Genomic DNA, 15,836 nt, shown 5'->3' on the forward strand with positions numbered 1-15,836 from the left:
CAAACGGAATCTACAATATGAAATCCGATCGGCAAATTGCAAACAAGAGGAGTTGCACGGGACCTTTTTGCCGCAAATAGATCATCCTGCATCAAAAAAAATCACCCTGCGGGTGACTGACGAATTCCCCCCGGGAACATGGATGCCCGACATCGCCAACATCACCGGCCATTCGCAGACTTTGTAAAAACTTGCCCATATCAGCACAGCCGTGCACGGAAAATCGGCGAAAGTCAGGCAGTTGAGAAGCTCGCGCGCAGAGCCTGGCCGCCCGGCTGCCTGGCTGCCTGGTTGCGCGGAGAAAGCCTGCGAAAACCCCCATGACGTCGTGGACGTCACCCCACAGAATGAAAATAATCAGGACTACTGCGTTCTATTTTCGTATAAAGTGCAGGTTTTGCTCGTTGAGACGCATGCAAACGTGCAGGCTGCCCGAGAAAGTCGCGACACTTTGTTAGGCCTAGGGGGACAGCCACTTTTCCCAGCGGCGCCTCTCCCGGTGCAGGTCGTGGAACTGCGCAATTGGGAGGGAAGCAGCTTGGTAGGGAGAAAACCTGCAATTGTGCAGGCTGCCCGAGAAAGTCGCGACACTTTGTTAGGCTTAGGGGGACAGCCACTTTCCCAGCGGCGCCTCTCCCGGTGCAGGTCGTGGAACTGCGCAATTGGGAGGGAAGCAGCTTGGTAGGGAGAAAACCTGCAATTGTGCAGGCTGCCCGAGAAAGTCGCGACACTTTGTTAGGCTTAGGGGGACAGCCACTTTCCCAGCGGCGCCTCTCCCGGTGCAGGTCGTGGAACTGCGCAACTGGGTGGGAAGCAGCTTGGTAGAGAGAAAACCTGCAAAAGTGCAGGTTTTTGCGCTGGAAACGGTTCGTTTGGAGGAAAAGCCTGCAATTGTGCAGGAATTTCCGCTCCCGATGGGGTTGAGCTTGAATATGAGCGAAAAAAACTGCAGATTTGCAGGAATTTTTCCCAGCAAGCGCTTTCAGGTGCAAAAAGATGTACTTTTGCAGGTTTTCTTCGCGCAGCCAGGCGCTTTGTGGCTCGACAGCCTGACTTTCGCAGGCTTTCTCCCGGACCGGCCTGGCAAGCGGCCTCATGGCCACCCGCCGTGCAGCGCCGGAGAGGCGGCGGAGAGGCGGCGGAGAGGCGGCATCAGGAAAGAGCCGCTGTGCCGACGCCAGCCGGTACAACCGCACCGCGCGCGCAGTTCCCAGCGCGCGGTGTTGCGCTGCATGACGGCGGTCGGTCGACCACATGGCCATGTCGTGCACAAACGTCCTGATAGCGCCGGAAAATTGTGCGAATACCTCCTTCATGACGCCGGGCCGCCGATGTTCCTCGAGTCTTCGCTTGCCAAAAACCGGGACCCCATTAGAGTCCCGGTTTTCTTGTATACGAACCCCTCAGGTTCTCGACTGGGGTTCAGGAAAGCTTATGAGCCCATCTGCCAACCGCTGCCACTTGCGAATCGTGGAAATCTGTTCGAAATTTCATACAGAAATTGCACTGATTTCGTAAAATCGAGAAATAGGTATGAAAAATCGAACAGAATCGTGCCTACAGCGGTAAAAATGACTTTGTATGCGAAAAATCATACAGAAAAGCGCAAAAGGGACTGCAATAGGCCGTCTCATGACAAGCAGTTACAACAGGTCATGACTTCGTCATAGCCCTGTGTATCCGCGCTCCGCCATGATTGACATCCATCGCCAGAACCGTTTCCAGCTCCGCTTTCGCTTCTTCCATTTTGCCGAGACCAAGCAGGCCGAGGCCTCTCATAAATCGGCAATGAATTGTGTTGCGCTTGTCCAAATCGTCCTCGAACACTAGGAAATCCGGCAAAGAAACCGCGAAATAGTCAAATTTCACGTCATCATGCAGATGCTTTTCCGCATAGTCGATCAGCTTGTTGAACCTGCGCTTCGCTTCCTTTTCTATGCCCAGCTTGTTCCAGGCGAGTCCCTGATAAAAAATCATCTCCGGCGGCTGATCGTTGTAATACATCGCGCTCGTCGGTTCCTCCAAGCCCTGAGACGCTCGGCGGAAGCACGCTTCCGCTTCGGCCGTCTTAGACATGCCCTCGAGAGCAAGCCCCATGAAGTAGTACACATGATTCTCCTGCGCGCCCTCCAGCTTGCCTTCGCCCAGGTTATCCGGATACACAAGCGCCGTTTGCAAACGGTCAAGCGCTTCCGCAAACCGACCCTCCGCCAAGTTCTGCTTAGCGGCTTCCACATGTCCCAGCACATGCTGGCCGGTGACCTTGCCTTCGCCTCCCTCCCACGGGTGGAAGTTCCGAACGTCCAGCGCCTGCAGAGCTTCCCGGTGCCGCCCTAATTGGTTGAGAAGCGTTACATACTCAACATACAAATCGTCGCGTTTCTCAACAAGCGGCATATGCGCCTGGAGGGCACATAAACGCGTCTCAGCCGGATGGCCCAGCCTCTTATAAAGCTGATCCAGCTCGTAGAATACGCGGGCATCGTCCTGCCCGAGGGCAAATGCGCGCTCCAGCGATTGCAGGGCGCGTTCCGAATCGCCCAGCTTGTTATAAAACGCGAGCGCCAAATTGCGGTGAACGGTCGCGAAAGCGCCGTTAGCTTCGCGCGAGGCCTTCCAAGCCCGGACGGCATCGTAATGCCGTTTCTTGTCGTAGTACCAGTTCCCCAAATAATAGTTCGCCTTGTCATCCGCAGCATTGGCGGAAACCGCGCTTTCCAGCGCCAGCAGCTCGAACAGCGTGTTGGGAAAGCAAAGGCCCGGCGCCGCCGTCTGCCCGGCCGCCCGATGCTGCGAAGCCAACTCCGGATGGCCGGAAAGCTCGTGCAAATAGGCAAGCGCGTAGTGAACCGTCGGATAGGCTGCTGCCGAGGCGCTCGGCGCGATTCGGTTCAGCACCTCAATCGCTTCTTTCAACAGCCCGGCGAACGCATAATCGGACGCCAAGTTCAAATAATTGTGCGCACTGCCGCGCAGCAAACGCCGCAATTCCTCGCCGGCCTCCAACGACCCGGCCTCATCCCCGGCTTCTTGCAACGCCAGCATAAGCTCGTTTCCGGCGCCGAAGTCGGCGATATCGATCTGCAGCGTTTCTCTCGCAAAATCGGCAGCTTCTGTCCGGCATCCCCGTCTCCGCAGCAGCGCCGCCTTGAGATGGCGTGCCTTGAAATTATGGGCGTTTCGGACCAGAGACTTGCCGACAAGCTCGAAAGCCTCCTCGATCCCCCCCTGGGATGCGGCAATCTGGGCGAGCGTAAAGAAGCCGGCGTCCTGCCAGGCTCCCGACCACGTCGCCTTGTACAAAGCGGCAAACGCCTCGCGGTTTCGCCCCTGCAGCTTTAGCGACAGGCCAAGCTGGTAGTAAGCCTCGCCGTCATACGGATTCGCGTTGCGCCAGTTCAGCGATTTTACTGCCGTGCGAAAATGCTTTTCGGCCTGGGAAAACTGCCCTCGCCGCAGCAGCAGCGTGCCGTATGCGATATTGATCCGAATATCGCTCTCATCCCGCTTCAAGCCTTCCAAATAGTAAGCTTCCGGCTCGAACGTCGCGTGACGGTACTGCTCAAGATGCAGACCTGCCAGGTAAAGCTGTTCATTCGTGCGCAGTTCATGCGGCTCCGGCAAAGGTTTGGCGGCTTCCGGCACTTCTTCGATGGACGGCGCTGCGGGCCGGTAGGAAACCAACAGCCGTCCATCGGCGCTATGAACAGTAATGGTTAACTCATGCGCTTGGTCGTCATCCTCCAGGGGAACAGCCAATTCAAAGGTGGATAACGGGGATAGCGCCGCCGTTTCTTTGAAGTAGGACCGCCGCTTCCCTTTCAGCTCAATGACCGCTCCTTCGTAGAGCGAAGTCGCATAGGCCTGAGCGAGCGCTTTGCGCGTCCGGTCGTCGACCTCCAGATTGACTGCCGCTTCAATGGTCGCGTTTTTGACAACACCGATGTTCTTGTAAGGCATAAAATATTGGGTGAACGATTTCTCCTCGTAAGGCGCAAGCCAGGTGAAATCGGGCTGATTGTCCGTGAAGACGCCGGTCATCAGTTCAATATACGGACCGTCTTCGTCCGTCAGATTGCGGTCCCAGGCTTGGCCGAACTCGCCATTGCCCCAGGTCCACTGCTTTTTGCCCGGAGATACGTGATGATTGGCCACATGCAGGAGACCGGCCCGAACGCCGTGATCGTACCCGCCTACAAAGTTATAATCGGACTTGTAAGCCATATAGGAGGTCGGCACCGGAATATTGCGATAGCGGGAAATATCGACGCCTGCGGAATAATCCATTTTGTAATACGTGCCCGTAGCAATCGGAAATCGGGATACGTCACGTTTGCCGTGATCGAATACAGCGGTAACATCGGGTGGAAAAACGGACTGCGTATGATCGTTAACCGCCACCGCAGGGTTGGCCCACCAGAGGAAAGTTTGCGGCTCCGCTGTCCGGTTGTACAGACGGGCCGATATTTCCAGATATGCCTTGCCCGGATACAGGGTAAAGCCGGCCGTCATTTTCGTGCCGTACATGCGGTCGATTTCGCTTACCCACACCGTTGCGCTGCCGTTCTTGTTCTCCTCAAGCTTGTACTCGACCGGACCGTACGTATTCGGACGGTGGTGCTGCGGCCAATTGAATTCGATCCCGCCTGAAATCCAGGGTCCGGCCAATCCGACTAAGGCAGGCTTGATGACCCGGTTGTAATAGACAAAGTCGTATTGATTGGTCTTGTCCAGCGCCCGGTAAATGCGCCCGCCCAGTTCGGGCATAATCTCAATACGAACATACTCATTCTCCAAAATGGCCATGCGGTAGCTTTGGGGCCGTTTCTCATCTTCAATCCGGTCAATGACCGGGTGCGGATAAACTTTTCCGGAGCTTCCCTGATAAACCCGCTTTTCCAGAAACATCGGATTGCGGTCAGGCTCTCCGACGCCGTAAGTCGGGATGACGACATCCTCTTCCCATATTCGGACCCCTTGGAACGATTGCTCAGGTTGTGCGTATAGCGTCAAAATAAACCCTCCTTCAATTGATCGTATATGTGTACGGCAGCCGCCTTCATTCGCCAATAGACCGTTTGCAATTACCGATGGCAGTGAATCGGCGCATGGGAGTCTGTCCGACGGAGTTCATCGGACAGACTCCTGGGAGGTCCGCAAGGGACTTGCTCCCGGTGAGTCCGGCGGTCCCGATCAAGCTTCCGCGACGAACCCTTCGCCGATCCCGCCGGTTCCGAGCCGGACCGATATCGACCAGTCCCAAGCTTCGCCGGGCTGAACGACCTGCGCCGTGCCATTGTCTCTCGCCCGGTCAAGACTGTCGTAGAAGCCGATCGACGGCTCCAATGCAATCGCATTGCGGTCGTTGCCCATTCCCTCGTCGATCCAGATGCCGAGATAGGGAACGCGGGCCGGATCGCATTCCATGCGGAGCCAGTTCCCGCTTATTGCACCGGTCAGACCGCACCAGCCCTGCTCATGAATGCCGGGCACATAATACTTGCGGCCGTTCCCCGTCTGCCGTTCCGTTACCAGCGATTGCTCCGCCCACGGATAGGACCGGCCGGCGGTTTGGTTCAAGCCTCCGAAGACGCAAAGCACCTCTTGGACGGAAGGAGGCAATACGAGATTCGTCGGCTCCGAAACGGCGAACTGCGGATGCGGCACCCAGAGAAACGGCAGCGGATCGCTGCCCTGATTCGCAACGCTGTAGTCCATCCGCAGTGTATCGGCGGCGGCAAAAGATAGCTTTCGCGTAAGCCGATAAGGCTTCGCCAAGCCTTCCACCGAGCAGGAGACCTGTTCTCCGGTGTACGAGTAATCCCAGGGCAGCGCCCACACTTCGCCATGGTCGGGCAGCGGACAGCGCCCCTCCGCATCCGCGAAGCAGGGATTGATCGTCGGGAAGCATTCGTCCCACCCGCTCATATCCGCTTCGCCAAAGGGAGAGCCGTAGGCCGGCCGGAGCAGCTCGCGGCTGCCGGCGTCCACCAGCCATTCCCTGTCCGCCGGTTTATAGCGCAGCGAGACGATTTTTGCCCCCAGCCCGGGAATCAGTTCAACGCGGATTACTTTCGTTTCCAGCACAAGCGACAGCCAGCCTCGGTAGGCGGACGTCCATACCCGGACATTTTGGCTTTTATCCTTCATGAGGGTCAACCTTTCTGCAGCGTAAGTTCGTATACAGGCACGGCGGCGATGCCTTTCAATTCCGCGATCGACTCCTCCGCGTTCTCGCTCCAGCCAGCCATCGTCGTATGGCTAGCGACGGTGCTGCCCTTACGGATCGGCGAGATATAGAGGTACATTCCTTTCTGAAGCAGCCTCTCGCTGAATTGCTTCAGTCCGATTTCCCACGTTTTTCCATTGCTAAAGTTATCGTTAATCAAATCGCCGTCGATAAAGGCGTAGCCGATATCTCCCGTGTAATCGATCCGCAGCAGCGCCTCCTTGATTCCGACGAAGGCATTCGGCGAAAACGAAAGCACGGCCTTGTCATCCTTCACCCGTTTGAGCTCAAAACCGATTTCCCGGCGAGGCACCCGGAACCGGTACGCCGTAAAGAGCCCTTCCTGCTTTCGCTCCAGCAGTTCGCCTCCGTTGATAAGGCCGAGCCCGTCAAAATCGGGAAATACGCGAAGCGCAATTTCTTCCGCTCCGGTCGCTTCCAGCTTCACCTGATCGCCGCTGACGAGCAGATTGCAATCCGTAAGAATAACGCGTTCGCTTCCCCAGATTGCTGCCTGCCAGAAGCCGAGGCTCTCCTCGTCGGTGAGCGTAATCAGGCGCACACTGCGTCCGGCAGCGGACGTTAGCAAGATAGGCGCGGCATTCCCCGCAGCGGGGCGTACAACCGTCACCCCATTACGCTCGAAAATCTCCGCCGATCCGGCTTCAAAACCTGCCAGCGAGGAAGTTTTAAAGGCATATTCCGGCAGCATCCCCTTCGGCGAAGCGAAGAAATAATAGGAAGCCCCGTCAACTTCCAGCCGGGTGATCAGTTGCGCCATGGCATGTTCCAGCATGATGCCTTCCAGGTCAAACCGATAGGGCAGCATCGCATAGCTATCCGGGTCCAACGTCAGAGCTCCTTCAGCGGGAAAACGAATCTCCCTATCCTTGGTGACAACGGTCACGCCGTCCGCCACGCTCAGAGCGTGTGTCTGTACATGGTCCTGATAGTTGTTCAGGAACAGGAGCCCCGAGCCCTCAGACGCCCGAACCGCGCAGCGCAGCGTATCCGTATCGGCCGGTTCCATCTTCGACGTATCGCCGGGCAGTATCGTCTTGGTCCGGCACAGCCATTTCTCGAAAGTCCGGAAAAAATAATGCTGCAGCCGCGTACGGTGATACGATTCGCGCACTTGGCCGAATTCCCCGATGCAGGCGTTAAAGTCGTAGGAAATTTTCGGCGTTGCCAGATCGTTGAGAAACACATCGCGCTTCCCGGTCGGGTTCGAGCCGCCATGGTACATATAGTACCCGATCAAATTGCAGCCTTCCGCCACCTTGATGCCGGTCATCGCCGATACACTGACATAAGGAAAATCGAAACGGTATTTATAAAACGGCGTCATCCCGCCGCCCATCTCGCAGCAGGCATACGGATAATCCTCGGGCGTGTATCCCGGCTCGAAATTGTAGCTGACCGGAATGTGATTGTTATGTTTGTCCCGGAATATATATTCCGGCGTCGCCGGATGCTCGCGCATATCGCCGAAACGGTCATGCTCGTAATAAATCCAGGGCCAGTGGGAATACCCGCCCCAAAGCGGCAGCATCTCGGCGGCCGGGGCGTTGGCGCCTCCCCAAGCCGTACAAGTGTACAACGGCGTGTCGATGCCGGCTTCAATCGCCATTTCTTTCAGCTTCAGCATATGAGCTTCGCCGTCCTCCCCGCGCGTCAGCCACTCATTGCTGATGCCCGTCGTCAGAGCCCATTGCGCGGCAGAGTGGCCGTGCTCGTTCTCAATCTGCGTGCCGATAATCGGCCCGCCCTGCTTGAACAGCAATCCCTGCACCTGCGAGCTGATTTGCTCATAAAGCCGCTTGGCGAAGAATAAATAACCTTCGTCATTGGAGCGCACATCGAAGGGCCGGCCGAACAGCCAATCCGGCAAGCCGCCGTTGCGGATTTCCCCATGATCGAAAGGCCCGATGCGGATGATGACGTACAGGCCATGCTTGCCGCAAAGCTCGACGAACCGCCGCAGATTTCGGCGTCCGCCCCATTCGAATACACCTTGAATTTCCTCGTGTACATTCCAAAAAATATAGGTGCAGACGATGTTCACGCCGCCCATTTTTGTTTTGACAATCTCGTCTTCCCAAGCATGCTCGTCATACCGGCTGTAATGAAATTCGCCGCAGATGCCAAAAAAAGGATGGCCGTTTTTTTCCATAAAGTAGTTGTTAAAGCGAATGTGCTCGCCGGTCGGGCTGCTTCCCTGCATGTAGTTTTTATCCACATCAATCGCTTTAAAATCCTGACTGGCGTCAATACGGTACGCTGCCATTTAAAATTTCCCTCCTCGCTTGTCGCTATCCTGAAAAAAAGGCAAAAGAATAGACTCTCCCGAACTGAGAGAGAGTCTTTATCCAATTGCAGCGCCGGCTACTTCTTGTTGGCCAAGAACGCGGCGGCCTGTTTCTCGACCTCGGCTTTTACCTTGTCAATGCCTGCTGCTTTCAGCTTTTTGTCGAGCGTGTCAAACGCCTCGTCCACATTTTTCACGGCTCCGAAATAAATCGGCTGGGCATATTGAGTGGACACGTTTTTCAAATTGGCGACTTCGGTTTTGATGCTTTCCGAGTTAAAGGTGAATCCCAGGTATGGCACAGGCTTCAAATAATCTTTGATTTTGCCGTTCAGTGCAATATAGCTGTCCGTCCAGGTCGCCATCGGCTTGAACAAATCTTTGTTCACGAACCAGAAGCCAGCTGCATCCGGAGGATACGTATTGGATTCGCTGGTCACGCCGGCAGGCAGGCCGATTTTGCCGTCGCTTGTAATCATATAGTTCTTGCCTTCAACGCCGAAATAAGCCAGATATACATAGGCAGGGTCTTCCATCAATAAATCAAGCGCTTCCAGCGTGCGTTCCGGATTTTTCGAGTTGGCCGCAACCGCAATCCCGTTGTTGATCCAGCTCGTTTGCGAAACTTTGCCCGACGGATACAGCATTGGCTTGACGTAGACGTCGATGCCCTTCTCCTTCGCGCTCGTCATGACGGCAGCGACATCGATGGAGTTGCCGAAGGCAACGCCCGTTTTTCCCGCTACAAAATTATCCTTGGAACGCACCTTGTTGGCGTAAGGGTTCTTGTTAATGTAGCCTTTGTCATACCAGTCCTTCATGACAGTCGCCGCATATTTCTGAGCGCTCAGGAACGGCTCTTCCGTCATGCCGACGATCTTGCCGGTCGAATCGTCAAAATCGGAGGTGATCCCTTGGGCCATCGGATCGCCGGAATCGAAAGGCGCCCCGGCCCAACCGACCTTCTCTTGCAGCAAGGTTTGATACGGTGTCGGCAAATCGTATTGCGACTCGAGATTCAGAGGAATCATGTCCGGGTAATCTTTTTTCACTTCCGCCAAATACGGTTCAATGTCCGAGAACTTTTTAAATTCCTTTATGCCGGCTTTGTCCATAATGTCTTTGCGGAACAGCGCCACATTGACCTTGCGGTCCGGCGTCGAGGTCGGCACCATGAACACATTGCCGTTCACCTTGGCGGCCGTAATCGCTTCCGGCGGCAGTTTGGCCATATGCTTCGGCATATAGGTTTTCAACATGTTCTCATCCAGCTTCAGGAATGCGTTTTTGGTCGCTTCAGACACATAGAAGTTCCAATCGGCGGCAAAAACAAAATCCACATCGGCGCCGGAAGCAAGCATCAGCGGATATTTGGACGCTACGTCTCCCCAACCGATATAATTGATTTCCAGCGTAGCGTTGATATCCTTCTTAAGCTTGGCGTTGATCGCGCTGAGCACCTCCGGCATCCCCTTGGGCGCTTCGCCGAGCAAGTAGCCGACGATCTTCACTTCTTTGGAATGATCGATCTTGCTCGTCGACGCACCGGCGGCGGCGGTTTGACCGGGAGCCTCCGACTTTGCCGGACTGCTCGAAGCATTGTTGCTCGAGGAACAGGCCGACAAGAACATCGCAGACGTCAGCACCAACGGCACAGAGAGCAGTGTAAACTTTTTGAGACTTTTCAAAATAAAGACCTCCCTTTTTTGATAAAATTTATATAAATCCCCTAACGGGAGATTTGCCATAATGCCGTGCCGTTTAGCCTTTGACAGCGCCGATCGTGACACCTTTGACAAAATATTTTTGGACAAACGGGAAGACAATCGCAATCGGCACCGTCGTAATGACGGTAAGGGCCAGCTTGAATGTTTCCTTCGGATCGTTGGTCGTTACGTGCTGGGCCATCGCAGACGAGAGATTGATCGAAGACAGCATTTTGTAGAGCAAATACTGCAGGGTGACATACTGCGGTTTGTCTGTAAACATCATCGCTGTCCACCAATCGTTCCAGTAGGCGAGTGCCGTGAACAAACCGATGGAAGCCAAAGCCGGTTTACTAAGCGGAAGCACCATTTGGAAAAAAATCCGGAAGTCCCCCGCCCCGTCAATGCGCGCCGACTCGACAAGCGGCTCGGGTATACTGCTGCTGATGAAACTTCTGAGAATCAGCACATACATCACGTTAAACATCGGAACGAGCAGCAGCACGAGATAAGTGTTTTTCAAATGAAGATCGCTGCTGATCCACAAATAATAAGGGGCCAGTCCCCCGTTGAACAGCGTCGTGAAGAACAGAAAGAACGCCAAACCGTTGCGGTACTTCACTTCTTTGCGGTACAGCACATAAGCTGCCATCGTCGATATTAAAAGGGAAATCGCTGTGCCGATGACTGTCGTGAGCAGCGTCACCTTGAATGCGTTCAGCACGTCTTCCGGATAACGGAAGATGAGCCTGTATGCTTCAACGGAGAAAGAGCGGGGCCAGAACCAGTATCCGTCCTTCAGCACCGAAGCCTCGGAGGAAAAGGAGCCCGCCAGCATGACGATAAAAGGAATCAAGCAAAATAGAGCAATCAGACTGACCAGCGTGTAGGAAATCGATTGAAACAACCGGTCCTGCTGCGGCCCGCCTTTTTTCATAGCAGGCCGGTTCGCGGCAGGAACCGCCGCTTCATAGGACTTAACATTGGCTTCCATGTACGTTCACTCGCTTTCTGCAGGATAGGCCTAGGAGTCTGTCCGACGGAGCTGCTTTTGTGCATACCTTCCACGGACTTCATCGGACAGACTCCTAGAACAGGGCTTGCTCAGGCTCATAACGCTTGACCAGATAATTGGCGGTCAGGATGATGATCAAGGTCAGCACCGATTGATAGAAGCCCACGGAAGATGCCATGCCGAAGTCCAGAGATCCTACCAGCGAGCGGAACACCAGCGTGTCAATAATATCGGTTGCGTCCATCAGCGACCCGTTGTTGCCGATCAACTGGAAGAACATATCGAACTCACCGCGCATAATCCGCCCAAGTCCGAGCAGAAGCAGAATAATCATAGTCGGCTTGAGAAGAGGCAGCGTGATTTTGAAAATTTTCTGGAACCGCGTTGCGCCATCGATCGTCGCCGCTTCATAAATCTCCTGATCGATACCGACGATCGCCGCCAGGTACAGCACACTGCCGAATCCAACCCATTTCCAGACATACAGGATCGGCAGGAGCAAATACCAGTACGAGCTCGTGGAGTAAATGTCGATCGGCTCCATGTGGAAAAAACCAAGTATCCGGTTGACAATGCCGTATTCGTAATTCAGAAAGTTGTAGACGAACGCGGAAACCGTGACCCAGGAAATGAAGTAGGGGAGAAACATAAAAGTTTGCGCTATTCTTTTAAACCAATTCGTGTAAATTTCGGAAATAAGCACAGCGGACAAAATCGAGAATACGGTATAGACGCCAAGAAACACGGCATTGTAAACAATCGTATTTTTCGTCACGAGCCACGCTTTGCCTGAAGAAAAAAAGTAATGAAAGTTCTCCAGTCCGTTCCAGGGACTCAGAAAAATCCCGTCTTTGTAGTTAAACTCCTTGAAAGCCATCACAATGCCGGCCATCGGCACATAGGCAAAGACGATAAAATAAATGGCGATCGGGAGAAACATCAAATATAACGGCCATCTCACCCGAAGCTCGCGGATTACGCCCAAGTCCATCACCCTCCATCCCTTTTCTCAAAACAACTTTTATCTATGTCTTTATTGTAAAGGGACGGCAGCTTCGCAAGTAGCGGTTAAACCTATGAAAACCTTTGAATTTCTAAGCTTCGATCTGAGCGGGCAGCCGAATCAGGACTCGGGTCCCTTTGCCGGGTTCGCTTTGAAATTTCAAACCGTACACCGCACCGTATGCGATCCGCAGCCGCTCCTGGATATTGCGGACGCCATAGCCGCCTCCTTTGCTCCCGCTGCTTCTCTCTTTAAAGATATGGTTCATCTGCTCGGCATCCATCCCGACGCCGTCATCCGCGACTTCAATGAGAAGATCGCCGTCCTCCAGCCAGGAGGAGATGCATATGGCTCCCTCCTCAGGCTCCTTCTCCATAATGCCGTGGAGAATGGCATTTTCCGCAAGCGGTTGCAGCAGTATTTTCGGAACCCGGTAATCATACAAATTTCTGGATACTTCCATCTGCAGGCGAATACCGCCGCCAAAGCGCATATTTTGAATGCGGACGTACGCCTCCATATGCTTGAGCTCATTCCCCAGTGTGACGTATTCCTTTCCGCTGGAAAGACTCAGTTTGTAAAAGACCGCGAGCTCGTCCACAACCCGCGAAATATCGGAGGCGCCCGATTCAATCGCCATGACATTAATCAAATCCAGCGTATTATATAGAAAATGCGGATTGATCTGAGCTTGCAGCGCCTGCAGCTCCTTGTTCTTGACTTCCCTCCCGAGCAAAAACGTTTCGTCCATAAGATTGGATATATTATTGGCCATTTCATTGAAATTGCGGGTCAACTCGCCGATTTCATCCTCACTGACCGGCAGATGCGCCGAAGGGAATCTTCCGTTCTTCACCATGCGGATATGTGCGATCAGCCGGAGAATGCGCTTGGTCGCCCGGTTGGTAACCAGATAGGACAACGGCAGCATTAAAGGCACAATGAGAAGAAAAATCCATATCGTCCGATTCCGGGCCTTATTGCTGGAGGCCAAAATATCCGAATAGGGAACAATCATCGCCACCACCATATCCGTGCGGGGAATTTCCTGCACACCGAGCAAATAGCGCTGACCGCCAATCGAATAGCGGTCGTTCCAATCGTTCGCGTTCGGGGAGCTCTTATACTTATTAATGATCGCATCCGATTGTTCGGACGTAAGGGGAAAATGCTTGGAGGCGCTGAGCACTTCCCCGCGCTTGTTAAACAACAGAGAGAAGGTATTTTGGGTTAGCACAGCATGATCCAAAACATTCTGAATGCCGCTTTTCGTGACGCGCGCACGAACCAAACCGTCGAATTGCTGAAGGTTATGCGAATTAGGGATTTTGCGGATCACGCTTAGCTCCTGGGGATCGGCGTCGCCATCCAACACGGAAGAAGGCAGCCAGGTAATCACGGCATTCTCGTTTGCAAAATGTTGGAACCATGGCTCATTCTCCAACTTCCTGATACTGAGAAAGTCAGGATTTTCCGTCGCTCCGGCCAGTCCTTGTTTCATATAGAGCTGAATCGTTTCGATATCCTCATTGTATCGAAACTGATTCACCAACCGGGACAATTGGAGCGCATTCATATGCCACAAATTCACGTCGAGATAAGGCGTGGAATCCGCGATCACATTTTCCTGCACCAGGTTGTTGAAAGCGACAAAGTTGAGCACTTCCGTAATGGCCTGGCTTTTGTATTGAAGGTAGGAATTGGTTTCATCCAGCATCTTGCGCGCCAAATACAGCGCATTATCCTTGCTTTCCTGCCGGTTTGTTTGGATATTGATAAACAGGAGTATCAAAAAAGGAACCATGATGACCAGCACATAGGAGGAGAACAGCTTGTAACGAATGCCCAGGTTTCTGAAAGATAGCCGTCTCTTCATGAGTCACACTTTCCCTGTCATTTTCGACAGCTTCTCCCTGTATTCGCTTGGCGTCACGCCCGCATATCGTTTGAAGAAGGTCGTGAAATAGTTCGCGTCTGCAAAGCCTAACCGGGAAGCCACCTCCAGGAGCTTCATGTCTTGACCGCGAAGCAGCTCCTTCGCCTTATCCAGGCGTGTTTCGGTTATGAATTCCTTAATGGTCTGACCGCGCTGCTTCTTAAAATAAGAGCATAGATACGTCTCGCTAAGCTTGACATGCTGTGAAATCGCATGAATGCCAAAGCCTTTCTCATGAAAGTGGGCAAGTGTAAAACGGATAATCTCCCTCAGCTTTCCCGTGCCCGCAGCGCCGTCATCCGCGCTCATGTCAAAAGACTCGACGGAGGACAGCAGATAAGCTGCCAGCAAATCCAGGCTGGGGAGCCGGTCAATTTCTTTCCAGATATACCGCCGCTCGGCATTATCGGAACGCTCGGTTACGCCAAGCTGGGCCGCGGTCTCCATGATCGCGAGCAGCATTTGGAAATAGGTATCCTTGACCCGAGGGATATCAAGATCCTGCACATCTTTGACGCGGGCTGTCCAGCGGCGGATCGTCTCCTTCACCAGATCGATGTCGCCTTTGCGAAGTTCGCTGCGCAGACGGCGTATTTCGTCCCAATCCGTATGAAGCGGAACGCTCGGACTCAGCTTGTCGGCAAACACGGGGGCCTGGCCGTTCGTATAAAATTGAAAACTGACAGCATGAACAGCCTGGCGGTACGCATGCGGGATGTCCATAAGCTCCGCGGCTGCTCCCCCTACCCCCAGCCGCAGTTCGATCATCGGACCTGCCATCCTTTTGAGCTCAGCCTGCATGTCTTCGATCCACTCCCGCCCTGCCTGATAGGAACTTCCATAACATCCGGGCAATATGAGGACAAGGGCATGAGAGGCGTCAAAGCCGGTCAATACCTGATGCGACCGAAACGACGGATGCCGGCCAATCGTGACCAGTATGCGCTCTTGCACCATAACCGGGTTCTCGGGATGATCCGTTGGGCTCCAGAATAGCGTGGCAACAGCCACCGTGTAGGGGCCGCTGAGGGGAAGGAGAAAGGTTTCCCGATTTTGCAAAGCCTGCAGCGTATGCCCGGCCGAGGGACTGGAAACCAGCCTTCTGACCATCTCTTGCCGCAAAATCGGCAGGCTGCGGTCCAAATCCGCCTGCAGCAATCCGTATGTCTCGGCCTTCTTGATCTCCTCGCGGCGCAGCTGCACCGCCTCCTCCACAGTTCGGCGCACCTCTTCCAGATTGATCGGCTTCTCCAAATATGACAACGCTTTCAAATGAATCGCCGATTTGAGATATTCCTTGTCGGAAAAACCGCTTAGGAAAATAATTTTGCAGGCCGGATCTTCTTGCCGATAAGCTGCGGCGAAATCAATGCCGTTCATTTTGGGCATGCGCACGTCGCACAGAATAACATCCGGCCGCAGCACCTTGGCCACATCGATCGCGACTTGACCGTTTTTGGCGGTCTCCACTTCGGAAATTCCGATCTCCTCCCAATGTATATAATGCTGCAGCAGGTCCCGCGTACGGTTCTCATCGTCTACAATCAACAATTTCATGATGGTTATCTCCTTTATGCTTCATTCCGGCAAAGGACTAACAGGGTATCAATATAATAATAGTTGATGACACCGGATGATC

At 53.9% G+C, this 15,836-nt stretch carries 9 protein-coding genes; 1 reads left to right on the forward strand and 8 read right to left on the reverse strand.

Annotation, left to right across the window (positions count from 1 at the left end):
• Positions 1-779: 779 nt before the first annotated feature.
• The gene (locus AC0LWT_RS10930) at positions 780-1,670 is read left to right on the forward strand and encodes a hypothetical protein (RefSeq protein WP_474681272.1); all 891 of its coding nucleotides are present in this window, start codon (positions 780-782) and stop codon (positions 1,668-1,670) included.
• On the opposite strand, the gene AC0LWT_RS10935 is transcribed toward AC0LWT_RS10930, so the two are convergent.
• From AC0LWT_RS10935 to AC0LWT_RS10970, 8 genes are all read right to left on the reverse strand, one after another.
• A complete protein-coding gene (locus tag AC0LWT_RS10935) occupies positions 1,654-5,013 on the reverse strand; it encodes a DUF5107 domain-containing protein (RefSeq protein ID WP_474681273.1) in 3,360 nt (1,119 codons plus the stop codon). The two genes, AC0LWT_RS10930 and AC0LWT_RS10935, sit on opposite strands and share 17 nt — an antisense overlap.
• Before the next feature lie 180 nt (positions 5,014-5,193).
• Positions 5,194-6,150 (reverse strand): aldose epimerase family protein, encoded by a 957-nt coding sequence (locus tag AC0LWT_RS10940; RefSeq protein WP_474681274.1) that lies wholly within the window; start codon positions 6,148-6,150, stop codon positions 5,194-5,196.
• A gap of 5 nt (positions 6,151-6,155) precedes the next feature.
• On the reverse strand, positions 6,156-8,516 hold the full coding sequence (locus AC0LWT_RS10945) for a beta-galactosidase (RefSeq protein ID WP_474681275.1): 2,361 nt from the start codon (positions 8,514-8,516) through the stop codon (positions 6,156-6,158).
• Between the two features lie 98 nt (positions 8,517-8,614).
• A complete protein-coding gene (locus AC0LWT_RS10950) occupies positions 8,615-10,225 on the reverse strand; it encodes an ABC transporter substrate-binding protein (protein WP_474681276.1) in 1,611 nt (536 codons plus the stop codon).
• Positions 10,226-10,298: 73 nt separating this feature from the next.
• Positions 10,299-11,237: a carbohydrate ABC transporter permease gene (locus AC0LWT_RS10955; protein WP_474681277.1), complete on the reverse strand. Its 939-nt coding sequence runs from the start codon at positions 11,235-11,237 to the stop codon at positions 10,299-10,301.
• Positions 11,238-11,331: 94 nt separating this feature from the next.
• A complete protein-coding gene (locus tag AC0LWT_RS10960; RefSeq protein ID WP_474681278.1) occupies positions 11,332-12,249 on the reverse strand; it encodes an ABC transporter permease in 918 nt (305 codons plus the stop codon).
• A gap of 103 nt (positions 12,250-12,352) precedes the next feature.
• Positions 12,353-14,137 carry a cache domain-containing sensor histidine kinase gene (locus AC0LWT_RS10965; protein WP_474681279.1) on the reverse strand — a complete coding sequence of 595 codons (1,785 nt, stop codon included), beginning with the start codon at positions 14,135-14,137 and terminating at the stop codon, positions 12,353-12,355.
• A 3-nt stretch (positions 14,138-14,140) separates the two neighbouring features.
• Entirely contained in the window at positions 14,141-15,754 is a 1,614-nt protein-coding gene (locus tag AC0LWT_RS10970; RefSeq protein ID WP_474681280.1) for a response regulator, read from the reverse strand.
• Between the last annotated feature and the right edge of the window lie 82 nt (positions 15,755-15,836).

It is taken from the genome of Paenibacillus sp. sgz302164 (genome assembly GCF_056120505.1).

Bases quoted from the DNA above. Each gene is read 5' to 3' on its own strand.
- AC0LWT_RS10940 (WP_474681274.1), bottom strand. From the start codon at position 6,150: ATGAAGGATAAAAGCCAAAATGTCCGGGTATGGACGTCCGCCTACCGA.
- AC0LWT_RS10945 (WP_474681275.1), bottom strand. From the start codon at position 8,516: ATGGCAGCGTACCGTATTGACGCCAGTCAGGATTTTAAAGCGATTGAT.
- AC0LWT_RS10955 (WP_474681277.1), bottom strand. From the start codon at position 11,237: ATGGAAGCCAATGTTAAGTCCTATGAAGCGGCGGTTCCTGCCGCGAAC.
- AC0LWT_RS10960 (WP_474681278.1), bottom strand. From the start codon at position 12,249: ATGGACTTGGGCGTAATCCGCGAGCTTCGGGTGAGATGGCCGTTATAT.
- AC0LWT_RS10965 (WP_474681279.1), bottom strand. From the start codon at position 14,137: ATGAAGAGACGGCTATCTTTCAGAAACCTGGGCATTCGTTACAAGCTG.
- AC0LWT_RS10970 (WP_474681280.1), bottom strand. From the start codon at position 15,754: ATGAAATTGTTGATTGTAGACGATGAGAACCGTACGCGGGACCTGCTG.